At 33.7% G+C, this 25,010-nt stretch carries 21 protein-coding genes; 12 read left to right on the top strand and 9 right to left on the bottom strand.

Annotation, left to right across the window (positions count from 1 at the left end; genetic code table 11):
• Positions 1 to 65 precede the first annotated feature (65 nt).
• The gene (locus tag ACHRV0_RS20930) at positions 66 to 764 is read right to left on the bottom strand and encodes a LytR/AlgR family response regulator transcription factor (RefSeq protein ID WP_395442371.1); all 699 of its coding nucleotides are present in this window, start codon (positions 762 to 764) and stop codon (positions 66 to 68) included.
• Positions 764 to 1,801 carry a sensor histidine kinase gene (locus ACHRV0_RS20925; protein WP_089054061.1) on the bottom strand — a complete coding sequence of 346 codons (1,038 nt, stop codon included), beginning with the start codon at positions 1,799 to 1,801 and terminating at the stop codon, positions 764 to 766. Before ACHRV0_RS20925 ends, ACHRV0_RS20930 begins: the two co-directional genes overlap by 1 nt.
• 162 nt (positions 1,802 to 1,963) lie before the next feature.
• Here ACHRV0_RS20925 and ACHRV0_RS20920 point away from each other — a divergent pair, with 162 nt between their 5' ends.
• The 3 genes from ACHRV0_RS20920 to ACHRV0_RS20910 all read left to right on the top strand — a co-directional run bounded on the left by ACHRV0_RS20920 (position 1,964) and on the right by ACHRV0_RS20910 (position 7,850).
• Positions 1,964 to 3,349, top strand: coding sequence for a TolC family protein (locus tag ACHRV0_RS20920; RefSeq protein ID WP_395442369.1), 1,386 nt, complete (start codon positions 1,964 to 1,966; stop codon positions 3,347 to 3,349).
• A gap of 12 nt (positions 3,350 to 3,361) precedes the next feature.
• Positions 3,362 to 6,652: an efflux RND transporter permease subunit gene (locus ACHRV0_RS20915; protein WP_395442368.1), complete on the top strand. Its 3,291-nt coding sequence runs from the start codon at positions 3,362 to 3,364 to the stop codon at positions 6,650 to 6,652.
• 109 nt (positions 6,653 to 6,761) lie between these two features.
• Positions 6,762 to 7,850 (top strand): efflux RND transporter periplasmic adaptor subunit, encoded by a 1,089-nt coding sequence (locus tag ACHRV0_RS20910; protein ID WP_395442367.1) that lies wholly within the window; start codon positions 6,762 to 6,764, stop codon positions 7,848 to 7,850.
• Between the two features lie 372 nt (positions 7,851 to 8,222).
• Here ACHRV0_RS20910 and ACHRV0_RS20905 read toward each other — a convergent pair whose 3' ends face one another.
• Genes ACHRV0_RS20905 through ACHRV0_RS20895 form a run of 3 tightly spaced genes read right to left on the bottom strand, consistent with a single transcriptional unit; the run spans position 8,223 to position 10,273 of the window.
• Positions 8,223 to 9,107 (bottom strand): hypothetical protein, encoded by an 885-nt coding sequence (locus ACHRV0_RS20905; protein ID WP_395442366.1) that lies wholly within the window; start codon positions 9,105 to 9,107, stop codon positions 8,223 to 8,225.
• 33 nt (positions 9,108 to 9,140) lie between these two features.
• Entirely contained in the window at positions 9,141 to 9,365 is a 225-nt protein-coding gene (locus tag ACHRV0_RS20900) for a hypothetical protein (RefSeq protein WP_395442365.1), read from the bottom strand.
• 23 nt (positions 9,366 to 9,388) lie between these two features.
• Positions 9,389 to 10,273, bottom strand: coding sequence for a hypothetical protein (locus ACHRV0_RS20895; RefSeq protein WP_395442363.1), 885 nt, complete (start codon positions 10,271 to 10,273; stop codon positions 9,389 to 9,391).
• 1,013 nt (positions 10,274 to 11,286) lie between these two features.
• Here ACHRV0_RS20895 and ACHRV0_RS20890 point away from each other — a divergent pair.
• Both ACHRV0_RS20890 and ACHRV0_RS20885 read left to right on the top strand, forming a co-directional pair.
• On the top strand, positions 11,287 to 11,631 hold the full coding sequence (locus ACHRV0_RS20890) for a hypothetical protein (RefSeq protein WP_129026304.1): 345 nt from the start codon (positions 11,287 to 11,289) through the stop codon (positions 11,629 to 11,631).
• 99 nt (positions 11,632 to 11,730) lie between these two features.
• Complete coding sequence (locus ACHRV0_RS20885) at positions 11,731 to 12,075, top strand: hypothetical protein (protein ID WP_395442361.1); 345 nt, start codon at positions 11,731 to 11,733, stop codon at positions 12,073 to 12,075.
• Between the two features lie 116 nt (positions 12,076 to 12,191).
• On the opposite strand, the gene ACHRV0_RS20880 is transcribed toward ACHRV0_RS20885, so the two are convergent.
• The 3 genes from ACHRV0_RS20880 to ACHRV0_RS20870 form a co-directional block, all read right to left on the bottom strand.
• The gene (locus ACHRV0_RS20880) at positions 12,192 to 12,887 is read right to left on the bottom strand and encodes a hypothetical protein (protein ID WP_395442360.1); all 696 of its coding nucleotides are present in this window, start codon (positions 12,885 to 12,887) and stop codon (positions 12,192 to 12,194) included.
• Positions 12,888 to 12,897: 10 nt separating this feature from the next.
• Entirely contained in the window at positions 12,898 to 13,350 is a 453-nt protein-coding gene (locus tag ACHRV0_RS20875; protein WP_395442359.1) for a hypothetical protein, read from the bottom strand.
• A gap of 153 nt (positions 13,351 to 13,503) precedes the next feature.
• Positions 13,504 to 13,737, bottom strand: a complete 234-nt coding sequence (locus ACHRV0_RS20870; RefSeq protein ID WP_129026296.1) for a hypothetical protein — start codon at positions 13,735 to 13,737, stop codon at positions 13,504 to 13,506.
• Between the two features lie 651 nt (positions 13,738 to 14,388).
• On the opposite strand from ACHRV0_RS20870, the gene ACHRV0_RS20865 reads away from it, so the two are divergent.
• A complete protein-coding gene (locus tag ACHRV0_RS20865) occupies positions 14,389 to 14,706 on the top strand; it encodes a GIY-YIG nuclease family protein (RefSeq protein WP_395442358.1) in 318 nt (105 codons plus the stop codon).
• 228 nt (positions 14,707 to 14,934) lie between these two features.
• Here the strand turns inward: ACHRV0_RS20865 and ACHRV0_RS20860 are convergent, their stop codons facing one another.
• A complete protein-coding gene (locus ACHRV0_RS20860; RefSeq protein ID WP_129023674.1) occupies positions 14,935 to 15,369 on the bottom strand; it encodes a cupin domain-containing protein in 435 nt (144 codons plus the stop codon).
• 563 nt (positions 15,370 to 15,932) lie between these two features.
• Between ACHRV0_RS20860 and ACHRV0_RS20855 the strand changes: the two genes are divergently transcribed.
• The 6 genes from ACHRV0_RS20855 (at position 15,933) to ACHRV0_RS20830 (ending at position 24,954) form a co-directional block, all read left to right on the top strand.
• Positions 15,933 to 16,526, top strand: coding sequence for a TetR/AcrR family transcriptional regulator (locus ACHRV0_RS20855; protein ID WP_071638568.1), 594 nt, complete (start codon positions 15,933 to 15,935; stop codon positions 16,524 to 16,526).
• A 249-nt stretch (positions 16,527 to 16,775) separates the two neighbouring features.
• The gene (locus ACHRV0_RS20850; RefSeq protein WP_129023681.1) at positions 16,776 to 17,993 is read left to right on the top strand and encodes an efflux RND transporter periplasmic adaptor subunit; all 1,218 of its coding nucleotides are present in this window, start codon (positions 16,776 to 16,778) and stop codon (positions 17,991 to 17,993) included.
• A gap of 12 nt (positions 17,994 to 18,005) precedes the next feature.
• Positions 18,006 to 21,170: an efflux RND transporter permease subunit gene (locus ACHRV0_RS20845; RefSeq protein WP_395442356.1), complete on the top strand. Its 3,165-nt coding sequence runs from the start codon at positions 18,006 to 18,008 to the stop codon at positions 21,168 to 21,170.
• 324 nt (positions 21,171 to 21,494) lie between these two features.
• Complete coding sequence (locus ACHRV0_RS20840; RefSeq protein WP_395442355.1) at positions 21,495 to 22,913, top strand: TolC family protein; 1,419 nt, start codon at positions 21,495 to 21,497, stop codon at positions 22,911 to 22,913.
• Between the two features lie 370 nt (positions 22,914 to 23,283).
• Positions 23,284 to 23,739 carry a hypothetical protein gene (locus ACHRV0_RS20835; RefSeq protein ID WP_395442354.1) on the top strand — a complete coding sequence of 152 codons (456 nt, stop codon included), beginning with the start codon at positions 23,284 to 23,286 and terminating at the stop codon, positions 23,737 to 23,739.
• 483 nt (positions 23,740 to 24,222) lie between these two features.
• Positions 24,223 to 24,954 (top strand): GNAT family N-acetyltransferase, encoded by a 732-nt coding sequence (locus ACHRV0_RS20830; RefSeq protein ID WP_395442353.1) that lies wholly within the window; start codon positions 24,223 to 24,225, stop codon positions 24,952 to 24,954.
• Positions 24,955 to 25,010: the final 56 nt, after the last annotated feature.

Genomic DNA, 25,010 nt, shown 5'->3' with positions numbered 1-25,010 from the left:
ATAATATAACCGTATTAAAATTACTACTTTTAATCAAACTTTAAACAAAATATTATTAACAATTTTTACTTTTTTAAACGATCTGAAAGTTCTCTCTTATAAGTAATACCAATTGGAAGTTTTTCATTTCTAATTCTAACAAAATCTTTTTCAGTACTGTCCACTTTATCCAAAGCCACAATGTAAGATTTATGTATTCGTATAAAATTCTTTTCCGGCAGGCATTTTTCAAGTTCAGTTGTAGTAATAGAAGCTAAATAAGTTCTCTTTTGAGTATGCAGTTTTACGTAGTTTCCAAAACTCTGCGCAAACAAAAGCTGATCTAATTCTATATCGATAAAATAACCATCAACTTTTACATTTAGAGTATCAATAACAACTTCCTCTTCTTTTCCTTTTATATTTTCTGTAGAGAAAAAACGCTCAACTGCTTTTAGAAATCTCGGAAAATAAATAGGCTTCAGTAAATAATCAATTACTCCATAATCATAACTTTCCAGCGCAAATTCAGAATAAGCAGTTGTTAAAATAGTTTTAGGATGATTCGGAATTATTTTGAGCAATTCCATTCCAGAAATTTCAGGCATATTGATATCTAGAAACATCAAATCGACTTTGTTTTCTCTTAAAAAGTCCATCGCTTCAATGCCGTTATAACCTTGAAAAACCAATTCTAATTGCGGATTCTGCTTAATATAATTCGCCAAAACATAATGTGCTGCCGGCTCATCATCAACAATTATACACTTTTTTGGATCTTTCATTACACAAACTTTTTCAGCTGCAGTTTCAAATCGACTATATACGTATTCTTTTCTTCCTGAATATCGAGTTTATAGTTTTTACCATAAATCAAATTCAGTCTTTCGATTGTGTTTTTTAAACCAATTTTGGTTGAAACAACATCAGTTTTCTTCGTTGGAATAGAATTTACTACATGCAGATGAAGATCTCCTTTTTCGACGGTAATAAAAATCCTTACGAAACACTTTTCAATGGCGCAAGTACCATGTTTAAATGCATTTTCGATAAAAGCAATTAAAAGCATTGGCGAGATTTTATAGGCATTCTCATTATCGATTTTGCAATCGTAAGTAACATCACAACGATACCCTACTCGTTCTTTTTCGAGCTGCACATAGCTGTTTATAAACTCCAGTTCATCTTCTAAAGACACACATTGTTTACTGTTACTTTCTAGCTGATAACGCATTAATTGCGAAACCTTCATAATTAAATCCGGCGTTCTATCAGGAAACTCCAGACTAATTCCGTAAAGCGTATTGAAAGTATTAAATAAGAAATGCGGATTCAATTGTCCTTTTAAAGAATTCAACTGCATTTGATTAAAAAGCAATGCTTCATCTGTTCTTCTTTTATGAATTCTATAAAATTTGAAAACAATAATTGGACTTAAAATACAAACTAATGTTCCCAAAACGCTTGCGAGTTGATAAACATAACTTCGTTGATGCGAATTTTGATATAAACGACAATTATTAAACATATCTAAAGTTGTAATCTCATACAAAACGATTGAGAAAACCACAACTCCAAAAAGCGTTAATAATATATAGGTAACTGGTCGACGGGTTTTAAATAATATTGGAAGAAGAAAAAAACGATTAAACTGGGCATGCAGGTAAAGAATCAGGTAGAAAAAAATACCCATTAAAATGGATGCCATAGAACTAAACAACATCCAATCGTTTTTTAACGTATAGATGGTAAAAGAAAAAGCGACGACGGCAATTTCCTGCCACCATTTATTATCCACTATACTGTCAAACTTCTCGTTCATTTTTAAAACTTAAATTGGATACAAAGTACGGACAAAATTTTAATTATTATTTCGTAAAAATGACCAATTGAATTTGTCATTTATAATTGCAGTACATCACTTAACCTGACTTTTATCAGTTCAAGGTAAATAAATTTGTTCTATAATTTCACACTTGAGTTTATGTATTTCAAAAAAATTACTTTATTATTTTTCTTGATTTTTGCCTCGATCGGTTACTCTCAAACCTTGTCTTTAAAAGAAGCGATAAAAACAGGGCTTGAAAACTACGGTTCGATTCGAGCAAAAAACAATTACACGAATGCTTCAAAAGAGACTTTAAAACAATCTCGTCGTGATTATCTGCCTAACTTGAATTTATCGGCTCAGCAAGATTACGGAACTGTAAACGGGCAAAACGGACCGCTTTATGGTTTTGGCGGACTTGGAGTTGCTTCGTCTGGACTTCCACTTCCGCAACAAAACTGGAATTCAGCATTTGGAGCACTTTATTTGGTAAACATGAACTGGGATTTTTTCACTTTTGGAAAAACACAGGAAAAAATCAACCTGTCTAAAATTGATGTTCAGGCCAAGGAAAAAGATTTAGAACAGGAAAAATTCCAACAGGAAATCAAAATTTCTGCCGCTTATTTAAATCTATTAGCAAGCCAAAGATTATTGATTTCGCAACAGAAGAATTTAAGCCGTGCAGAGGTTTTCAAAAAAACAGCTGTTGCAAGGGTTAAAAATGGATTATTAGCCGGCGTAGATTCAACATTGGCAACTGCCGAGGTTTCGAAAGCTAAAATTGCTTTGAATCTTGCAAAGAATTTCGTGAAAGAACAAAACAATAAATTGGTTGACTTAATGGGTGTTGCGCCTCAGGATTTTGCTGCAGACACGCTTTTTGTAACTCAAATTCCAAAAGAACTTATAAAAGAAAATACTGCAACAGACAGCCTTCATCCTTTATTGCAATTTTATAAAACTAAAATTGATTACAGCAATCAACAGGTAAAATTATACAAACGTTTTTATTATCCAACTATGAGTGCTTTTGGTGTTTTGCAAACCAGAGCTTCAGGGTTTGAGAATAGTTATGCAACAGATCAACATGCTTTCAGCAGAAATTATTGGGATGGCGTAAATCCAGATCGCAGTAATTATTTGGTTGGAATTGGAATTACATGGAATTTAACAACTCCTTTTAGATCAAGCAAACAAGTGAGCGCTCAAAAATTTGTTTCGCAAGCTTTGCAGGAAGAATACAATCAGGCTGACAGAGAATTGAAATCGCAATTGACTTTTGCCGAAGATAAGATCAAAATTACCATGGATAATTATGTCGAAGCTCCTATTCAGGTCGATGCGGCAAAAAGAGCTTACATTCAAAAATCGACTTTATACAAAAATGGTTTAACGGATTTAACAGATTTGACTCAAACAATTTACACTTTAAACCGTGCCGAAATCGACCGAGATATTGTCAATAATAATGTATGGCAGTCGTACTTATTGAAAGTCGCTGCAACGGGCAATTTTGACTTATTTATAAATGAATTTTAATTATAGATCCTAATGAATTTAATACGTTTTGCACTCCGCAAACCCATCTCCATATTAGTATTGGTTGCGGGTCTATTTTTCTTCGGAATTGGTGCCATCAAAGACATTAAGGTAGATATTCTGCCAAAAATGAACTTGCCGGTTATTTATATTGCGCATCCATTTGGAGGTTATACTCCAGACCAGATGGAAGCTTATTTTGCTAAGACTTATGTCAACATTCTGCCTTTTGCCAATGGTGTAAAATCAGTAGAAACCAAAAACATTCAAGGGTTAATGATTATGAAATTAACCTATTATGAAAACACAAATATGGCGCAGGCTGCAGCCGAATTAAGTTCACTTTCGAACAGGATTCAGGCGGCATTTCCTCCCGGAACACAACCGCCGTTTATCATTCGTTTTGATGCTTCTTCATTGCCAATTGGTCAATTGGTATTGAGCAGTAAAATCAGGTCAAATAACGAATTACAGGATTTAGCCAACGTTTATGTTCGTGCCTCGTTTACTTCGATTCCAGGTTTATTATCGCCGGCACCATTCGGCGGAAGCCCACGAACAATTGAGGTAAACGTTGATCCAGATTTATTGCGTTCGCACAATATGACACCCGATCAAATTGTAGAAGCGATTCGTGTAAACAACCAAACGGCTCCTTCTGGAAACGTGAGAATGGGCGATAAAAACTATATTACGCCAACAAACAATACGATTAAAGAAGTTAAAGACTTTGAAAACATTCCGTTATTTAAAGGAAGCGTTCAAAACTTAAAATTAGGCGATGTTGCCACCGTAAAAGATGGTGCCGATATTACGCAAGGTTATGCATTAGTAAACGGAAAACGTTCAGTTTATATTAGTATTGCAAAAGCGGGAGACGCTTCGACTTGGGATGTGGTTCAGAAATTAAAAGCTGAACTTCCAAAGATTCAAAGTACGTTACCCGAAGATGTAAAATTATCTTATGAATTTGATCAATCTGTTTATGTAATCAATTCCGTTAAAAGTTTAATTACCGAAGGAATTATTGGAGCTGTTTTAACGGGTTTAATGGTTTTATTATTCCTTGGAGATAAACGTGCCGCATTAATTGTAATCTTAACCATTCCTATTTCGATTATTTCGGGAGTTTTATTCTTGAAATTGTTCGGGCAAACTATCAACTTAATGTCTTTAAGCGGATTGGCGCTGGCAATTGGAATTTTGGTAGATGAAAGTACGGTTACAATTGAAAACATTCACCAGCATCTCGATATGGGAAAACCAAAAGCACTTGCCATTTGGGATGCGTGTCAAGAAATTGCATTGCCAAAATTATTGATCTTGCTTTGTATTCTTGCCGTTTTTGCGCCTGCATTTACAATGGTTGGTATTCCAGGAGCTTTATTCTTGCCTTTGGCTTTAGCCATTGGATTCTCGATGGTAATTTCATTTTTATTATCTCAAACATTTGTTCCTGTAATGGCAAACTGGTTAATGAAAGCACATCCAAAACATGAACACACGCCAGAAATTACAGACGATGAAGCCGAATTTAATGCCTGCGGTTTAACACCAGAATCTGAAAAAGACTTAATCAGCCAGAAAAAAGTAATGGTTGAAAGAGAAGATACCAATCAAGACGGAAAAATAAGTGCTTTTGAACGTTTCAGAGTTCGTTTTATGAGAACTCTAGATCGATTGTTTGTTCATAAAAAAGCAACGAGTATTGTTTATCTAGTTTCTGCAACAGTTTTAGCTATTGTGTTACTTACTTTTATTGGAAAAGATGTTTTTCCAAAAGTAAATTCAAGTCAGTTTCAATTAAGACTTCGTGCTCCAGACGGAACGCGTTTGGAAAGAACGGAAGAACAAGCCGTAATTGTTTTAAAAGAATTGAAAAAAATGGTTGGACCAGAGCATATCGGAATTTCTTCTGTTTATGTAGGACAACACCCATCTTTATTCTCCATTAATCCAATTTATTTATTCATGGCTGGCTCGCATGAAGCCGTTTTTCAGGTAAGTTTAAAAGATTATCACGTTGATATGGATGATTTTAAAGATGACTTTAGAGCACGACTTAAAAAAGTACTGCCAGACACTAAAGTTTCTTTTGAACCAATCGAGTTAACAGATAAAGTATTAAGCCAAGGTTCTCCTACTCCAATTGAAATTAGAATTGCAGGAAAAGACAAAAAACGAAATGAATTATACGCCAATCAAATTGTCGATAAACTAAAAGCGATTTCGTATTTCAGAGACGTTCAAATTGGTCAGCCTATTCATTATCCAGCAATGAACATTGATATTGACAGAACGCGTGCTGCTGAACTTGGAGTAGATATGAATGATATTTCACGTTCTCTTGTGGCTTCGACTTCATCATCTCGATATACCGAAAAAAATATGTGGGTTGATGAAAGAGCCGGATTATCCTACAACGTTCAGGTTCAAGTACCATTGAATCAAATGAAAAGTAAAACGGATATGGGAGAAATTCCGTTATTAAAAAATTCGCTTCGTCCTGTTTTGAGCGACGTTGCAAAAATTACACCCGGCTTTGTAAGCGGTGAAAATGACAATTTAGGGGCAATGCCATACATTACAGTTACAGCAAACATCAATCAAACCGATTTGGGGACGGCAGCGAAAGATGTTTCTGTAACAATTAAATCTTTAGGAGAACTGCCTCGTGGTTTGTTCATTAATCCTATTGGTTTAAGTAAAGTATTGGAAGAAACATTAAGCAGTTTGCAAGTAGGATTATTGGTTGCCATTTTTGTAATCTTCTTAATGTTGGCCGCTAATTTCCAGTCATTCAAAGTTTCGCTGGTTATTTTAACAACAGTTCCAGCGGTAGTTTTGGGAGCTTTAATCATGCTGACATTAACAGGCTCAACTTTAAATTTACAGTCTTATATGGGAATTATTATGTCTGTAGGAGTTTCGATTGCAAATGCTGTTTTATTGGTTACCAATGCAGAACAATTGCGAAAAATAAACGGCAACGCATTAGAATCAGCACGTGAAGCTGCGGCGCTGCGTCTTCGTCCGATTATTATGACATCCGTTGCGATGATTGCGGGAATGTTACCAATGGCAATTGGTCATGGCGAAGGAGGCGATCAAGTTTCTCCGTTAGGACGAGCAGTTATTGGCGGTTTATTATTTTCGACTTTTGCCGTACTATTGATTCTACCGCAAATATTTGCCTGGGCACAAGAAAAAGCATCGACACAATCCGTTTCTTTAGATCCTGAAGACGAAGAAAGTATCCATTATATCTCATCATTAAATAAGCCGAAAGTCATAAAGTCATAAAGTTGGAAAGTCGAAAGTCTTAAAGTCTAATCGTGGTGAAAAAACTTCGATAACTTTTATCCTTTACGCTTTTTTATAAAACAAGGCAATAATCATATAAAACCAAAAAATGAACACTAAAATTATAAAATATAGCCCGCTGTTTTTTGCAGCATTATTTTTCCTGAACAGCTGTAATTCAAAAAAAGAAGAAACCGCTGCGGCAGAAATCGAACCTAAAACAGAAACGTTTCTTTTAGAAAAAGAAAAGCTGACTACTGAACTGCGTTTACCTGCTGAATTAACAGGTTTCCAGCAAGTAGATTTATATGCAAAAGTGAGCAGTTTTGTAAAAACGCTAAAAGTCGACATTGGTTCTAAAGTTACAAAAGGACAGCTTTTAATTGTTCTTGAAGCGCCAGAAATCAGTTCGCAATTGGCTGCTGCCGAATCGAGATTAAAATCGATGGAAGCCATTTATGCTACCAGCAAAAGCACTTACAATCGTTTGTACGAAACAAGTAAAGTTGAAGGAACGATTTCTAAAAACGATCTTGAAATGGCAAGCGGAAAAAAGAACTCTGATTATGCACAATTACAAGCGGCAATTGCGGCGCATAAAGAAGTCGCAATTATGAGAGGATATCTAGAAATTCGTGCTCCTTTTGATGGTGTTGTAGCAGCTAGAAATGTTAATTTAGGAACATTTGTCGGACCGGCAGGAAAAGGTTCAGATTTACCATTATTAACGATTCAGGAACAAAGTAAATTGCGTTTGGCAGTTTCTGTTCCAGAATTATACACAGGATATTTACACAATGGTGAAGAAATGAGTTTTAATGTAAAGTCTCTGCCTGATACTTTTACGGCTAAAATTACAAGAATGTCCGGCGCCTTAGACTTAAAATTACGTTCTGAACGTGTAGAAATGGACGTTCACAACACAAAAGGAAATTTATTACCGGGAATGGTTGCCGAAGTTTTATTGCCTTTAAACGCAAAAGACAGCACATTTGTAGTTCCAAAATCAGCAGTGGTAAATGCTGCCGAAGGCGTTTTTGTAATCAAAGTACTTAATCACAAAGCAACAAGAGTTAACGTAAAAAAAGGTAGAGAAATCGACGATAAAATCGAAATATTCGGCGATTTAAACCCAAAAGACAAACTGGTAAAAATTGCCAGCGAAGAAACTAAAGAAGGAGATGCTATAAACGAATAACCTGCGTTTTGTCTTTATTTTAGTGATTACCAAAAACTGTACGCATTCTTAGGAATGCAAATTTAAAAATTTGTTTAAAAAGGGCAGTTCTTCTTTAATTGGAGGAGCTGTTCTTTTTTTTGTTTTGATAAATCAGGTAAAAGTACGTAGTTGTTGATATTGGTAAATTGATATTCAATAATTATATAAGATACTCCCTGATAGCTAGCATCCTGTTAGTGAACGCAAAAAATGCCAAAATTTAATTAAAAAAAACATCACAGAAAATATTCTCTTGAAAAATGCACGAGCCGAAGCTACGCCTTACGCCTTCTTTCAGGTGCATGAAATTAATGTTAACGAAAATAGTTGTATATTTTTTTATTTGAATTTTTACTTAGTTCCTAATATATTATTTTTATTAGTTTTTATCTCAACTATGCGAGGCTCACTCTCCTTTTTTATCCTTAACTCTTGTAAGTTCTGCACTTTCCCGCTGTTAAATTCTTTTTTAGTTTCTCTTCTAAATGTACGTCCATTTTCAGTAATTTTTAAAGCATTATTAGAATCCCTAGCAAAGAAACCTATTACTTCTCCCCACTTAAAAAAGTCTTCGTCATTTTCACTATTAATTAAATCAACTACTCCGTCAGAACCAACTTTGACACTTATCATTTTCACTTTGTAATCAATCGGATATTCTATTAGTTTCTTTTGTGAATTGACTAAATCGGAAAGATTATTGTTTGCTTTCCTTAACTCCTGAATTATAACATTTGCATCAGAAAGCTGTTTATTAAAGTCAAGAACAATAGAATTATGAGAATCATTCATCTGATCTTTTGTTTGTTCAAGTATGCTGATTTGCGTTTGAAAATCCTCGATTTGTTTATTACCAGTTTCAATATTTTTTAGTTCAAATTCCTTTTTTGCTAATTCAATTTTCTCTTCGACAGTTTTTGTTTTAGAAGCATATATATTTTTGATTCTTCCTTTTTTTGTTGATATCAGTAACTTATCAATAGCAACGGATAATATGGGAACAACAATAGTATAAATAGTAGCAATAATCAATGGAATTATAATTCCCCAAGGAGTACAATATTCCTTATTTATAAAAACAATCTTATCTTCTATTGAGGCATCTGATAAAACTAACAATAATAGTGGTCTCCAATTATAAGCAATAAAAGCAAGTAAAAAAGCTCCTAAAATTGGTGTTTTTAATCTTTCTTTGGCTGTGTCATTCAAGTCTTTTAAAAATTCGAAAAAATCCATTCGCTTGTCTTGTTAAATCAGGTTTTACATTAATTAATAATCGTTTTCACGTTTTTGGAACTCATAATCTAGTGGAACAAAAACAGAACTACTTAATATTTCTTTACTTCCTTCAATTCTTTCAGTTCTATAAATCCAGCCTCCGGGAACTCTAACAACTGTAAACGACTTAGATGATTGTTCACCAGAGTAAGAATCAATAATTACAGTTTCATGCAATTTTAAATCATAAATTGTTATTTTATCTTGATTTGACATAGAATATTTTTTTCGTTAATAATTTAAATCGATTTGATTGTGTTTAAAATGATTAAGCCAGAATCGGTAAAAGTAACCTCTAAACCATTATCAACAACTCGATAAGTCAGCACTTTCTTATTTGATAAGTCTTCTAATGTAATGATAGTATTTGGTGATCTATCAAAATGAATAGGTTCTGTTGTATTATTATCAATTTGTTTTAATATTAAGTATTCATCAAAGCTTAATGAATCAACTATTTTTAATGACTCCTTTGCTAATTCTGTATCCAAACTGGATATTTCTCTAATAATTTTGTCTCGCAAATTTTTAAAGGCTAATACTGAATCTCTTACATCATTGGAATGAGCAATTTGCAGTTGCAATTTACTAATAGTCTCATTAGCAGTTTTTAGACTATTATTGACTTGATCGTTACTAGCTTTATTTGTTTCATTTATTTGTTTAATGCTGTCTTGCAGAGTAGAAATTTGGCCTTTAAGTGTTGCGTTTTCATCTTGTAAATTCTGAATTTCCTTATTTCCAGATTCAGCATTTTTTAACAAAAATTCCTCATGAGCAACCTTTGTCTTTTCGATTATTAAATGCTTTTTCGATTCATAAATTGTCGTAACCCTTTCATCTTTTGTAGGAGCTAAATCTTTATCAATTAACAACATTATTTTAGGTATAAACAAAGTGTAAAACGTTGCTATTACTATTGGCCAAAATATTGCCCAAAAATTACAATACTCATGATTTATTACAATAATTTTATCTTCAATAGATGCACTAGAAAAAAGTAATAAAAATAATGGTCTCCAATTATAAATAATAAAAGACCATAAAAATGCTCCTGAAATCGGAGTTTTTAATCTTTCTTTTGTTGTGTCAATAAAATCTTTAATTAAATCGGCTAATGTCATTGGTTGCATTTAGTTGTGACAAACATAAGAAATAAGTAAAGACATAAGTAATATATTTTTTAATGTTTTATACAAATAATAAATATATTTTCTTTCAAAATGGTGGTATTTAGGTTTTAAAAACCCGATCGCGTAGATATATCTCCGCAACGATAGCGCGGATTTGCAATCCGTGCCCGCAAAGTAATGAGCACATTATATCGCTAAGAACAAAAACCTCGATCATAACAAATCGAGGTTTTTAATTTCATAATCTGTCTAGTCCTGAAAAAAAATAAATCAATTTTTTAAGAAGTCCCAGCGGGGTGAAATCTTATTTATGATATGTCGCTCCGCTGGAGCTTTTGGTACGGCACGTATTATGAATCTATAAATATTTCATTCCTCCGGAATTCTCTTTTGTAGCTTTAAAAATTACATTTTAATTAAAAAAATCAATTGCCTCCAGTTTTAACTGGAGGTATAAATAAATTCAAGAAAAATGGCTTTAGCCAAAAAATACGCATTTTGGCTAAAGCCTTCTCTTTTATAAACATCATCAAATCCCCTAGTTAAAACTAGGGGCTATTCATTGTCAATCTTTGTCTATTGTCGCGTGTAACCCTTCGTTCCTCAGGATGATAAACTGCACGTAAACATTTTGTCAGGCTGAGCGATTCCGTCCGATAGCGAGGTTTTTTCCATTTTTATAAACCTAACTCCTCACTCAAATAAGAATTAAAAATCTCCACCAATTCATTAAGCAAATACTAATTGTCTTCAAAATTGGTTAGTCCAATTTGGAGGGTTTCGTGTTGTCGCATTACGGATAAAATTAAAATGCAATCCTCCCCCACACTACATAAAGTCTCTCAACTTTATCTTCTTTTATAAATTTCATAATCGAAACTGCTTGTTCTTTTTGACTAAAAAAAAGACGTATTGTGACACAAAAAAGTCGTATATTAGTAAAATAACTGAAAACCGTAGTCTTAATTTTACGAGACCTACTCAAAAAACTAAAACCACTTATCATGCCGCTAACACCAAAAATAACGGAATTATTGTCAAAAAAATACAACCCCAATGTAACTATTTTTGGCAATTATGACAGCAGTAAAAGTGCTTCAATTCTAGATCACGATAACGGAACTACTTTTATAATATCAGAAAACACTTTATTTTCTTTCAAAGATCAACATCGAAATCATTGGATGACACTTGTACAATCATTTCCTTCAAATGGAAAACATTACACGCCTAAACTCGGCGAATTGTATGTCGCTAATGATGGAATAAAATACAACTTCACTACAAAAGAAGAAATTCTGGAAATGGCTGTAGAATACTTCGAAAAACACAAACACAATATCGAATAATTTTTGCCCATTCAAATTTGTATATGCGAACTTAGCTCAGAGTTCAAATTAAGAACTAAATTGTAACTTAAAGCAACTGAAATAAAACTGCAAAACAATATGAGTAAATTTAATTTCAAGAATAAAAAGTTTGCCCTAATTCAAAATTCAAATAATGGACAAGTAAATACAGAAACTGTTTTTAATTATAATCAGGACGGAAATCTTGTGACCGCAGACTATTTTGGAGGAACAATAAAATACGGAAAGATTATTGCAGAATTAAAAGACAACGAATTAAATATGCTTTATCAATGCTTGACTACAGATAATGAGCTAAAAGCGGGCAAAGCATTGGCACAAATTAGTTTGACAGAGAATGATAAAATAAAATTGTCTTTGGATTGGGAATGGCTGACAAATGGAAACGAAAAAGGAAACTCTGAATATATAGAAATTGAATAAACAATCCAAAAAAGAAGAACAGCGCAAATACAAAAAATCACGCTTGTAAACACAAAATAAAGATAAAACAACTCCCCAATATGGATGTGTTGCCTATGTAAATATTTTAAAAATTATTACTCTTGGTATGGCAATAAATCAATTTCGTATCTAACGGATTCACCAGTTTTAACAGCTTTTATAAGGGTATTTTTTTTGATGACAAACTGTTCCTTACCATCTTTTGATAACGATTTTGGTGCAATTGTTTTTAAATCCTCTTTTTTATTAAATTTTATCTTCGATAATTGGTCAGGATTATTTATTTGTGAAAGCCCTTTTAAAAAGAGTCCGTACATGGCGTCTGACTGCAAAAAATCAGTTAGCTTTTGCTTGTTATTTATAGTTTCTTCTACTTGTTCTAAATATTTTGTTATTGCCGAACCAGAATAACTAAGCAGTATCTTTTCCTTTGTTTCCTGCCATCTTTTATCCATATCCTCAGGTTTTATAACATCAATTATCTTTCCGTTTGGATTGACCAAAACTGTAATTTCATCAAAAACATAAGCAACTCTTCGAATGTAGGAAACATTATTTGGACCTTCAAATTTAAAATCCATACACAAAAAAGTATACTTGATGATTTGATCTGATATATCTGACTTATAAATATTTACTTTTCGGACATAAGTATTATCCTTGGTTTTGTCTGCTCCTTTTACATAAGATGAAAAATTGTAAGTTAGACTATCGGTCGCTTTTTCTTGTGAAAAAGAATATAGGCTAAAGAAAAAAAGGATACAAATAATACTGTATTTGCTTTTTTGCATGGGTGCTATTTTAGTTAGAATTGGCAATAAAATGCTTTTCAACAATACTTTTATATTTTTTAGGGTTGTACTTTAAAACAGGTTTATTTTTACCATCAAACAAAACCATTGCTGTTCTTTTGTTAAGCATCGTAATATCGATAAGGTATGTTTTTTTAGCAGTAATAAATTTTAATTCTCTGGCGTTTGTTCTGCCTACAAATCTGTTATCTGTTGCCGGGCCATATGTATTATAAATGGAATCTGCCGTTTTTTTATGAATCTCAATTTCTTCTTCTGAGGCTGCAACTTTTTGATTTTCAACAAAAAATATTCCTTGTGAAGGCGAAGTCACCGTTATACCAAAGTCTGTTTTTATATCTTGATTTACCTTTTTAATGTGCTTTGAAGAACAACCATTCGATACAACAAGAATTATTAGTAAACAAAGAATATGAATTATAGTATTTTTTGAATTTTTCATTTGAATTAAATATAACAAAGATTACAACCTGAAATCTCTAACAAAAATCTGTTTTTAACCTAAAGATGAGTCTTGTAAACGCATCAAAATCTCAACAACAATACAAATAATAAAACCTCGATCTTAAAAAACCGAGGTTTTATTTTGTAAATCTTATTCCTCACTCAAATAAGGATTCAAAACTTCAGCTAATTCATTCAACCAAAAAAAGCCGTTTTCTAACTCATTTATTCTGGTTTGGAGGGTTTCGTGTTCTCGCAATACGCCTAAAGCTAAAATATAATTTACTTGTCGTAATGCTTTAGCCATATCTTCGAGATCTATAACATGGTTAAAAAAATCAATCAGCCTTGTTTCGGCTTCTTTGGAAAGGGTTCTTGTTTTCATGTCTTCCATTTAGTGAATTAAAGCCAAATCTGGTGTGTCATTGTAATTTTAAGTACAAATCAAACCATAAAGGCAAAGTTTACTTTATTTTAAATGTGAAGATTTAAGAAGTTCAAATATAGAGAAAAATACTTCAAAAAGAAAGATTTTTCTTTCGATTAATATATTTCCTTTATCAAATATAAGAAATCTATATTTCAGCAAACATTTATCACATTTTTGTCATTTCGACTGGCAGGAGAAATCACACTAGAAATTCCGCAATCTAAACCGCCAATCTTTGTCGATATACGTGTGTGATTTCTCCCTTTGGTCGAAATGACAAACTGTGAGTATTGACATACTGTATGATTTGACACAATCTTGTCATTTCGACTGGAAGGAGAAATCTCACTAGAAGCTCCACAAAGCGAGTCGACAATCTTTGTCAATATACGTGTGTGATTTCTCCCTTTGGTCGAAATGACAAACTGTGAGTATTGACATACTGTACGATTTGACACAATCTTGTCATTTCGACTGGAAGGAGAAATCGCACTAGAAGCTCCACAAACTAGGTCGACTATCTTTGTCGATATACGTGTGTGATTTCTCCCTTTGGTCGAAATGACAACCTAAAAAAAATAAGTATATTCGTACAAAAAATACAAAATGCTAAATCCGCAACTTGGTTTTCATAGTTACTATGTCTATATTATAACAAATGAACATCGAACATCTTTTTACATTGGAGTTACTAACAACTTAAAAAAAAGACTTTCAAAACATAAAGAAAATATAGATTTAAATATAAATAGTTTTGCAGCTAAATATAATATTCAGTTTTTAGTTTATTACGAAAAAATTACTTGGATACAGGAAGCAATTGCCCGAGAAAAAGAATTAAAAAAATGGCGGAGAGATAAAAAAATCGAATTGATAAGAAGTTTTAATGAAACTTTTGAATTTCTTGATTTTCATTTTGAATAAGTTTTGCTCTATAACAAACCCTTGTCGATATACTTGTGCGATTTACTTCATGAGTTTGCGATCTCATGTGCCTCCCTTCAGTCGAAATGACAAGATTGAGGTAATTCTTTATGGAATTTGAGGTAATTCTATATTGAGTTTCTTCTATAAATATCTTTTTATTGGTTCACTATCGTTTGAGCCTTCTTATATCAAAACATCAAAATATATGAGCAAATTAATAACAACCTACCTCAAATCCTTTTTAATTACCAAATATTTCAAGTCTGTTTTTCCTGCATTACTAATTCCGTGTTCGGCATTTGGCGGACAATAAAAACTGGTATTTGGACCGCCTGTAACGGTTTTTCCGTTTAAAAAGAACTCGGCTGTTCCTTCTAAGATATAGAAAAATTCTTCTTCGGGATGGTGATGCGGCGCGTGAGTTGATTTTCCAGGTTCAACAATGCTCATTTTGAGTGTGTTCTCTTGTGTGAAATTTTTATCGGCAAACCAATATTGATAACCTACTTTGGTTTTGGTCGCTTTATTTATGTCAAAATGATTGACACAGTTTTCGATTGTGTATTGTGGCGGCGCAGTTTCTTTTTTGGTTTCCTGAGAAAAGGTTTTCTGGAAAATTAAGATTGCAATTGTGGTTTTTAGGATAGTTGTTAGTTTCATTTCTTTTTGTTGTAATGTTACGAAAAAAATTTAGCGCGCGAATTTGTATTCTGTTTTTTGCTGTTTCTACGTTTTATTTGTAAACTGGACTGAAGTCCAGCTCTACAATATAAATTATTCCTTTGGAACTTTTGTTTTTTTTGAAATGAAAAAAATGCTTTGAAAAAATCGAAAAAAAAAATAATCTCAAAATTCAAAAGAACCAAAAGTTCGTTCAATATTGTAGAGCTGGACTTCAGTCCAGCTAACCATATAATTATTTTGTTAAATCTAATGAAAAAATACATCTTCTTGCCTAGCCCCGATCGAAGTGGTATCTTTTTGTGGTGGGGTTCACCACAAAAAATATAATGTAGAGCGGGACAAATGGTCTTATAAAACGAAAAAGACCTGCTACTTAAAAAAAACATTCCAACTAAAAGTTCAATAAAATAAGTACTTCGCAAAGAATTTTAAAAACACTTATTGTACGATAAGAAAATATTATGATAAAAATATTTCATTATTAGAAAATCCGCCATACATTTGCCTAACAGTGTTAAACGATTTAATACTCGAATAAAATGGCTAGCAAAGATCGAATTTTAAGACAAAAAGAAGAGACAAGAAATAACATTCTTGGCGCTGCTTATGATATCGTAAAAGAAGAAGGCTGGAATGGTTTGAGTATGCGTAAAATTGCCGACAGAATCGAATATACTGCTCCTATTATTTATGAATACTTTTCGAATAAGGAAGCAATATTAGAAGAACTAACAGGCAAAGGTTTTATTAAGCTGACTAAAGAATTGCAAATTGCAATCGATAAGTTTGAGAAACCCGAAGATCAATTAGAAGCCATGTGGATGACGTATTGGGACTTCGCTTTTACTAATACTGAAATGTATCAGTTAATGTTTGGTGTTCAAATGACGTGCTGTGCACAGCGATGCTCGGCTCAGGAAGCACCTTACAAATTATTTACTGGTGTTATTGCTGAAGTTATGAAAGACAGCAATCCTAGTGAAGATATCATTAAACAAAAATATTTTACTTTCTTTTCTGTTATTCATGGTTTAATCGCCATCAACATCATTAATAAAAGTGATATTTTAGAAACAATAAATGCTCAAATTTTGAAAGATGCCATTGGCGGTATCATCAAATCAATACAATAGTTTTTTTTTGATTTTTTACTTAACAGTGTAAAATAATTTAAACAGGATAACATAAAATCCTTTTTTTTACAACCTTCACTTAACACTGTTAGAAAATTTAATAGAGGTAATAAAAGCTCTTTTTTTGGACTTTTACTTAACACCGTTAAATATTTTAATAGTGATTTAAAAATAAATTAAAAAAGATATAAAGTATAGAAGTTTGTGCACATTTACTTAACAATGTTAGATAATTTAATTCAATTAAATATGAATCCCGAGAATGCCAGAATACCAATGAATTTAATCCGAGAAAATGTTCAACCAATTAAAACCACAATGAAAATGAAAAATGTAATTATAACCAGTTTTATTCTGGCCCTAGTATTAAGCAGCTGTGCCGATAAAAATCAGGCGCCTACTGCTCCACCTCCACCGGTTTTACCTGTTTTGGCTATAACAAGTGCAAATACAACAACTGACGCTGAATATCCAGCTGCTATACAAGGAACTGTAGATGTTGAAATTCGTCCGCAAGTAAGCGGAAACCTTGACAGAATCTTTGTTGACGAAGGTGCTTATGTAAGCAAAGGACAAACTTTATTCAAAATAAACGAACGTCCGTTTCGCGAGCAGTTAAATAATGCTTTGGCTAGTCTTCACGCTGCAGAAGCGGCATTGATCAACGCAAATTTAGAAGTTGATAAATTGACTCCGCTAGTTCAAAACAAAGTAGTTTCTGATTATCAGTTAAAAACAGCTAAAGCTTCTCAAAAAATTGCTGCAGCAAATATCGAACAGGCAAAAGCAATGGTAGGTTCTGCTAAAATTAATTTAGGATATACTAATGTTACTGCTCCAGTTAGCGGTTACATTGGAAGACTGCCTAAAAAACAAGGAAGTTTAGTTTCTGCATCGGATGTTGAAGCGCTTACCACTTTATCTGATGTTCACGAAGTATTTGCTTATTTCTCTTTGAGCGAAACAGATTTTATCAACTTTAAGACTCAATATGCGGGAAGCTCACTTGGCGATAAAATCAAAAAATTACCTCCAGTTACTTTGATTTTGGCTGATAACAATGCTTATCCTCAAACGGGAAAAATCGATATGGTTGACGGTCAATTTGATAAAACTACAGGTGCAATCACAATTAGAGCAACTTTCCCAAATGCAAACGGAACGTTACGTTCTGGAAACACAGGAAGAATTCGTTTAGGATTAAACCATAACGATGCTATTTTAGTTCCGCAAGCTGCTACAGTCGAAATGCAGGATAAAGTATTTGTTTTCACTGTAGGCAAAGACAACAAAGTGACAAAAATGCCTATTACCGTTGTAGGTAAAAGCGGTACCAATTATTTAATTAAAGAAGGTGTAAAAACGGGTGACCAAATCGTGTTAAGCGGTATTGACAAACTTCAGGATGGACAAGCGATTCAGCCTGAAAAATCAACTAAAGTTGCCGAAGTAACTAATCAAAAATAATTCTAAAAGACAATGTTCAAAATATTTATACAAAGACCTGTACTGGCAACCGTAATTTCCATTTTATTGGTAATTCTGGGGGTATTGGGTTTAACTAAACTGCCTTTACAACAGTTTCCTGATATTGCGCCGCCATCGGTTTTGGTAACGGCGGTATATCCGGGAGCAAACGCAGAAACGGTTTTACGTTCTGTGGCACCTTCTATCGAAGAATCTATAAATGGTGTAGAAAACATGACTTACATGAGTTCTACAGCCAGTAATGACGGTACCTTGGCTATTACAGTTTTCTTTAAACTGGGTACAGATGCGGATCAGGCTGCTGTAAACGTGCAAAACAGAGTTGCACAGGCAACGAGCCAGCTTCCTGCCGAGGTTGTACAGCAAGGTATTATTACAGCTAAGCAGCAAAACAGTTTCATCATGGCAATTGGTATGTATACTGATGATGAAGCAAAATACGATCAGACTTTTGTTGCCAACTATGCACAGATTAATATTATTCCAGAACTAAAACGTATTCCGGGTGTAGGTTCTGCCAGTATTTTTGGTGGTGTAAAAGATTACTCTATGCGTGTTTGGTTAAACCCAACACAAATGTCAACTTATAAAGTGACGCCAAGCGAAGTTATGGGAGCAATCCAAGACAAAAGTTTGGAAGCAGCTCCAGGTAAATTTGGAGAGCGAAGCAAAGAAGTTTTTGAATACGTTATTAAATATAAAGGGAAATTAACTAAACCTGAAGATTATGAAAATATTGCTATACGTTCTAATGCAGATGGTTCAGTACTTCGCTTAAAAGATGTAGCGCGAGTTGAACTTGGTGCTTACTCTTACAACAGTTTAACACGTTTAAATGGTAAAAAAGGAGTTGTAATTGGGGTGATTCAATTAGCAGGATCTAACTCTAATGAAATCCAGATTGCTATCAATAAAATGATGGAAAAGGCTTCTAAAGATTTTCCTAAAGGCATAAAACACAATATTTTCTATAGCACAAAAGTATCTCTTGACCAATCTATCGAACAGGTTCAACATACTCTATTAGAAGCTTTTATATTAGTATTTATTGTGGTATTTATCTTCTTGCAAGATTTTAGATCAACATTAATCCCGGCTATTGCTGTACCTGTAGCAATTTTAGGAACGTTCTTCTTCATGCAGTTATTCGGATTTTCGATCAACCTTTTAACGCTTTTCGCATTAATTCTGGCGATTGGTATTGTGGTCGATGATGCCATTGTGGTAGTCGAAGCGGTGCATGCGAAAATGGAGCATAAACGATTGTCTCCAAAAATCGCAACCCATGAAGCAATGCACGAAATAACGGGTGCTATTATCTCGATTACGCTGGTAATGGCTGCTGTATTCCTGCCGGTTGGTTTTATGGAAGGCTCAACAGGAGTGTTCTATCGTCAGTTTGCCTTTACGATGGCGATTGCAATTGTAATTTCAGCAGTAAATGCCTTAACATTGAGTCCAGCGCTTGCAGCATTATTCTTAAAAGATAATCACGGAGCACACGATCACAATGAACCTTATCAGAAAAAAGGATTTAAAGAAAAATTCTTTACCGCTTTCAACAGCAGTTTTGAATCTTTAACGAATCGTTACGTTGGCGGGCTTAAATTCCTAATTAGAAGAAAATGGTTGAGTTTAGGAGGATTGGCTTTAATTACTATAGCAACTGTTATAATGGTAAAAACAACTCCTGCAGGATTTATCCCTACAGAAGATCAAGGATTTATCGCGATTGCGGTAAATACACCATCTGGAACATCATTAGACGGAACTCAAAAAGTAATGACCGAAGCTGAGAATACTTTAAGAGGTTTAGATGCTTCAAGATTCGTAACAGCGATTTCAGGTTTCAACTTATTGACAAATTCTACAAGTCCATCTTCAGCAGTGGTTTTCGTATTGCTTAAACCAAACGAAGAACGCGGTGATATCAAAAACATTGACGAAATCATGAATCAGGTTCGTGGTAAACTGGGCGCTATTTCTGGCGGAAGTTTCTTCGTATTCAGTTTCCCAACTGTTCCCGGATTTAGTAACGTTGAGGCTTTAGATTTGGTTCTTCAAGATAAAACGGGAGGAAAACTGGATAAATTCAGCGGTATTTCTCAAAACTTTATCGGAGAATTAATGAAACGTCCTGAAATTGCAGTTGCCTTTACTTCTTTCAAAGCCGATTATCCGCAATTGCAATTGGAAGTTAATGATGAAAAAGCAAATCAATTGGGTGTTAATGTAAAAGACATTTTACAAACGATGCAGGCTTACTTTGGTAGTGCACAAGCTTCTGACTTTAACCGATTTGGTAAATACTACCGTGTAGTTGTTCAGGCCGATATCGAAGACAGAGCTGATCCAACAGCAATTGACAGAGTTTTTGTAAAAAACAAAACAGGCGAAATGGTTCCAATAAATACTTTAGTAAAACTGACTCGTATTTATGGTTCAGAAACCGCTTCTAGATACAATTTATTTAATTCAATTTCTATTAATGCCATTCCGAAACCTGGATTTAGTTCCGGAGATGCCATTAAAGCAATTGAAGAAGTAGCAGCACAACAATTACCTGCAGGTTACGGGTTTGAATTCTCGGGCCAAACTCGTGAGGAGATTTCTTCCGGAGGGCAATCGGCTACAATTTTCTTGCTGTGTTTGATATTCATTTATTTCCTACTTGCTGCACAGTATGAGAGTTATATCCTTCCTTTAGCGGTTATCTTATCGATCCCTGCAGGTATTTTTGGAGTATTCGTTGCTATTGGTTTAACTGGAATCGAAAACAATATTTATGTACAAGTTGCTCTTGTCATGCTGATTGGACTTCTTGCCAAAAATGCCATTCTAATCGTCGAATTTGCCGTGCAGAAACGAAAATCAGGACAAGCGTTAGTTAGAGCTTCAATCGATGCAGCCAAATTGCGTTTGCGACCAATTATCATGACGTCTCTTGCCTTTATTGTTGGTTTAGTTCCTATGATGAGTGCCAAAGGACCATCAGCTCAAGGTAACCACTCTATTAGTATTGGTGCTGCAGGAGGTATGATTTCGGGAGTAATTCTAGGCTTGTTTATCATTCCTGTTTTATTCATCATCTTCCAGCATTTACAAGAAAAGGTTTCTGGAAAACCAGTTGCCGTAATTCATAACGAAGAAAAATAATATATGGAAAACTATATCACAACAATCCTTGTCGCCATCATATTTGGCATCGGATATATATCGTACAGAATCTCAAAAGATCTTGAAACTAGAAAAGATACTTGTACAGAAATTTAACCTTTTTGGGGAAATATTTTAACACATAGAAACATAGATTTCTTATTTCGAAAAAAGAGAATAAAAGAAACTAGTTTCCACACATAGAAAACTATGTGCATCTAAAATAAGTGAAACGCCTTTTTTTTAATCCTCAAAAAACTATGTTTCTATGTGTTTAAAAAACTAAACCCAACGGATAAAAAAATTTTAATAAAAAGAGACTAAATGAAAAATCATATAACCAAAATCGTGACCTTCGCCATTCTGATCACGACTTTAATATCCTGTAAAGTTTCGAAGGATATTGAAACTCCAAAAAATGCATTTCCTGAGAATTTCAGGAATGCATCAGTTTCAAGTGATACAACAAGTATTGCCGATGTGGAGTGGAAAAACTTCTTTACAGAAAAAGATATTATCAAATTGATCGACAGTGCCGTTGCCAGAAACAACGATTTGCAGATTGCCGAAAAGAACATTGAAATTGCACATTACCGTTTTTCACAATCAAAATGGGGAAATGTACCGCAGGTTAATTTACTCGTAAACGCAAGTACCAGCAATCCTTCTGACAATAGTTTTACAGGTAAGAACTTAGGTCAGGCGTTGGGTCAAAATCATATTGATGACTTTTCTGCAGGAGCTTCACTTTCGTGGGAAGCGGATATTTGGGGAAAAATCAGAAATCAGAAAAAAGGCGCTTACGCAGAATATTTACAATCTGCAGAAGTTAAAAAAGCACTGCAAACGAATATTGTAGCCAATGTTTCAAGAGGATATTATAATCTTTTAATGCTGGATGCTCAATTGGATATTGCCAGACAAAATTTTCGTTTAAATGATAGTACAACCAATATTATCAAATTAAAATACGATGCTGGTCAGGTTACTACATTGGCAATTCAACAATCGGAAGCACAGAAATTAAACTCAGCGCAATTGATTCCGTTATTGGAACAGAATATTTCGATTCAGGAAAATGCTTTGAGTGTTTTGACTGGTTCATTTCCTGATTCTAAAGAAAGAACAATTCGTTTGAGTTCAATTGAAGTAAAACACAATACAGCTGTTGGAATTCCATCTGCCTTAGTAAGCAGAAGACCTGATGTAAAAAGCGCTGAATTGGCTCTTAAAACGGCCAACGCAAACGTAGGAATCACAAAAGCCGATTTATATCCAGCTTTGAGAATCACGGCTCAAGGCGGCGTAAACTCTTTTGAAGCCAGCAATTGGTTTAACATTCCAGCTTCATTATTCGGAACTGTTGCAGGAGGTTTAACACAACCACTTTTAAACAACAAAAGAGTGAGAACGCAATATAATATCGCTGTCGCGGAAAGAGAAAAAGCAGTTTTAAGTTTTAGACAATCTGTTTTAGTTGCTGTTAGCGAAGTTTCGGATGCTTTGGTTAAAGTAGAGAAATTACAGCAGCAGGAAACTTTCTTAAAAGAAAAAGTAAAAACATTACAACAAGCCATTAAAAATGCCAACCTTTTATTCAAAAACGGTATGGCAGAATATCTGGAAGTTTTAACAGCTCAGGCAAATCTATTGCAAAGCGAACTAGAACTTGCTGATATTAAAAGACAACAACTTACAGCCAACACAGATTTGTACCGCGCTCTTGGCGGTGGCTGGAAATAATATACCCAATACCCGTTAATTATCTATTTTTTGAGATGAAAACGCTGTGAGACCTTTGGGTTTCATGGCGTTTTTTTAGTTTTGCCGCAAAGACACTAAGGTGCGAAGTTTTTATTTCTCACAGATCTACACACAATCTTGTCATCCCGAGGAACGAGGGATCTCTACAAGTAGCTCTACAAAGATTGTCGATTTAGTTTGCGGAGTTTCTTGCGGAGATCCCTCGTTCCTCGGGATGACAAACTGTATCGTAAGTTCATCAATTAACAACTAAAAAAACTTTAAAAATTGGTTTGCTTCTGTGTTTCCAATAAAAAATATGCGCATATTTCCTTACTTTTGAATCTTGTTAATCAATAAATCAAAACCCATGAAGAAAATTACATGCCTTGCTCTTTTAGCTTTACTATTTGTAAACTGCAAACAAACCAATTCAAATGAAGAAGTTAAATCAGAAACTAAGCCGACAGATACAACTGCGGTTGTAAAAGAAGAAAAAAAGGCAGAGGAAAAAGAGGATTGTAAAGACATCGAAGTAGAAATGGGATCTGGAAGAGAATGTATTCTAAAAGATACCGATCTTGCTAATGTGTATCAAAATCTTATTAAAAATAAAGAAGTCGAAGAGTCAGAATATTTTTTAAGTGCCATTCCAAACGAAAGTAAATCTGTTGAAATAAATAAAAACGGGTTAATCTCAATTGAATATCAAATCACTAAAGATAAAGTGGCTATTGCTATGAATTATGAAGGCGGTGTGACAGAAGTAACGCTCGAAAAAATAAATAATACCGTAAAAAGAAGCATTTATCATTATGCTGATTAAACTCTAAAACGTTACAAATAACTTCTGATTAAACCGCTAAAAGCTTTTGAGTTTCTGGCGGTTTTTTATTTGCTCTAAAGTCGTCGAGGCACCAAACTTTTTATGTTTGCCACAAATTGCACCAATTTTCACTAATTTCTTTTTTACTCTAGAATAATTCGCGAAAATTCGTGAAATTCGTGGCAGTAAACTTTATCTCTTAGCGTCTTTGTGGCAAAATGATTAACTATGTCTTTCAATAAAGAAATATACCTCAACAATCTAAAGCTAGCTTTCGAAAGCTACTCTCCTATTTCTGAAGAAACATCCAAGTATTGCAGAACGAGTTCCGCTATTGCATATCGCATCGCATTTAGGAATTACTCCAACTCAGCTAAGCCGAATTAGAAAAAGTTTGGAAAAAGATTTGTAAATCAACATATGTAAAGGTTTTCTTGAAAAGCTAATTTTATCTTTGTTTCAGATTTAAATTTGATATTCAAAATGAAAAATACAACCCTCATCAAAGACAATATTGACAACCTGACAGCGCTTTGGAGAACTGTTGCCACTCCTCTTATTTCCTATCATAAAAACGATCCTTTTGAATTTATTCAAATAGAAAACTCTGGCTGGCCAAACCGATTATGGTTTCGAGAAGATATAAGCGAAGAAAATCTTCCACAGATTATGGAAACAATGAGGAAAAATCCCAAATTAGTTATTCCATATTGGGATATTTTCGGAAGTAATTCAAATGAAATCTTTGAAAAAAACGGATTTTCTGTTCGAATTCAATTGATGGCTATGGCTTTGAAACTGAGCGAAAAACTCCCTATTCAAAACAATCTAACTTTTAAAAGAGTTTTAAATGAAGATGATGCCAAAACCTGGTCTGATATTTATCCGCTGTCTTTTAGTTATGTTATCAGTAAAGAAACATTGGTTCATAATTACGAAAATGCAGCATTTTATCTAGTTCATTTTGAAGAAAAACCAATTGGAACGCTTACCCTTTTTCAAACCGAAAAAACAATGGGAATTCATGGTGTAGGCGTTATTCCAGAAATGCGCAAAAAAGGTTTTGCCGAAGAAATCATGAAATTTGCTATCAACAAAGCAATTGATGCTGATTGTGAATATGCACAATTACAAGCTTCAGCTTTAGGAAAAGGCATTTATACAAGATTGGGTTTTGAGGATTTATTTTTGATTACGAATTACCAACTGGCGTAAATTTTAAATTCCAAATCATAGCGTTAGACCTTTGTCAAAATTTGAAACTTTGACAA

The organism is Flavobacterium sp. FlaQc-30, from assembly GCF_044005885.1.
Classification (GTDB): domain Bacteria; phylum Bacteroidota; class Bacteroidia; order Flavobacteriales; family Flavobacteriaceae; genus Flavobacterium.
The sequence above is the reverse complement of the archived record's forward strand: the minus strand, read 5'-3'. Positions and strand labels throughout refer to the sequence as shown.

Bases quoted from the DNA above. Each gene is read 5' to 3' on its own strand.
- ACHRV0_RS20930 (WP_395442371.1), bottom strand. From the start codon at position 764: ATGAAAGATCCAAAAAAGTGTATAATTGTTGATGATGAGCCGGCAGCA.
- ACHRV0_RS20925 (WP_089054061.1), bottom strand. From the start codon at position 1,801: ATGAACGAGAAGTTTGACAGTATAGTGGATAATAAATGGTGGCAGGAA.
- ACHRV0_RS20920 (WP_395442369.1), top strand. From the start codon at position 1,964: ATGTATTTCAAAAAAATTACTTTATTATTTTTCTTGATTTTTGCCTCG.
- ACHRV0_RS20915 (WP_395442368.1), top strand. From the start codon at position 3,362: ATGAATTTAATACGTTTTGCACTCCGCAAACCCATCTCCATATTAGTA.
- ACHRV0_RS20910 (WP_395442367.1), top strand. From the start codon at position 6,762: ATGAACACTAAAATTATAAAATATAGCCCGCTGTTTTTTGCAGCATTA.
- ACHRV0_RS20905 (WP_395442366.1), bottom strand. From the start codon at position 9,107: ATGGATTTTTTCGAATTTTTAAAAGACTTGAATGACACAGCCAAAGAA.
- ACHRV0_RS20900 (WP_395442365.1), bottom strand. From the start codon at position 9,365: ATGTCAAATCAAGATAAAATAACAATTTATGATTTAAAATTGCATGAA.
- ACHRV0_RS20895 (WP_395442363.1), bottom strand. From the start codon at position 10,273: ATGACATTAGCCGATTTAATTAAAGATTTTATTGACACAACAAAAGAA.
- ACHRV0_RS20890 (WP_129026304.1), top strand. From the start codon at position 11,287: ATGCCGCTAACACCAAAAATAACGGAATTATTGTCAAAAAAATACAAC.
- ACHRV0_RS20885 (WP_395442361.1), top strand. From the start codon at position 11,731: ATGAGTAAATTTAATTTCAAGAATAAAAAGTTTGCCCTAATTCAAAAT.
- ACHRV0_RS20880 (WP_395442360.1), bottom strand. From the start codon at position 12,887: ATGCAAAAAAGCAAATACAGTATTATTTGTATCCTTTTTTTCTTTAGC.
- ACHRV0_RS20875 (WP_395442359.1), bottom strand. From the start codon at position 13,350: ATGAAAAATTCAAAAAATACTATAATTCATATTCTTTGTTTACTAATA.
- ACHRV0_RS20870 (WP_129026296.1), bottom strand. From the start codon at position 13,737: ATGAAAACAAGAACCCTTTCCAAAGAAGCCGAAACAAGGCTGATTGAT.
- ACHRV0_RS20865 (WP_395442358.1), top strand. From the start codon at position 14,389: ATGCTAAATCCGCAACTTGGTTTTCATAGTTACTATGTCTATATTATA.
- ACHRV0_RS20860 (WP_129023674.1), bottom strand. From the start codon at position 15,369: ATGAAACTAACAACTATCCTAAAAACCACAATTGCAATCTTAATTTTC.
- ACHRV0_RS20855 (WP_071638568.1), top strand. From the start codon at position 15,933: ATGGCTAGCAAAGATCGAATTTTAAGACAAAAAGAAGAGACAAGAAAT.
- ACHRV0_RS20850 (WP_129023681.1), top strand. From the start codon at position 16,776: ATGAATCCCGAGAATGCCAGAATACCAATGAATTTAATCCGAGAAAAT.
- ACHRV0_RS20845 (WP_395442356.1), top strand. From the start codon at position 18,006: ATGTTCAAAATATTTATACAAAGACCTGTACTGGCAACCGTAATTTCC.
- ACHRV0_RS20840 (WP_395442355.1), top strand. From the start codon at position 21,495: ATGAAAAATCATATAACCAAAATCGTGACCTTCGCCATTCTGATCACG.
- ACHRV0_RS20835 (WP_395442354.1), top strand. From the start codon at position 23,284: ATGAAGAAAATTACATGCCTTGCTCTTTTAGCTTTACTATTTGTAAAC.
- ACHRV0_RS20830 (WP_395442353.1), top strand. From the start codon at position 24,223: ATGAAAAATACAACCCTCATCAAAGACAATATTGACAACCTGACAGCG.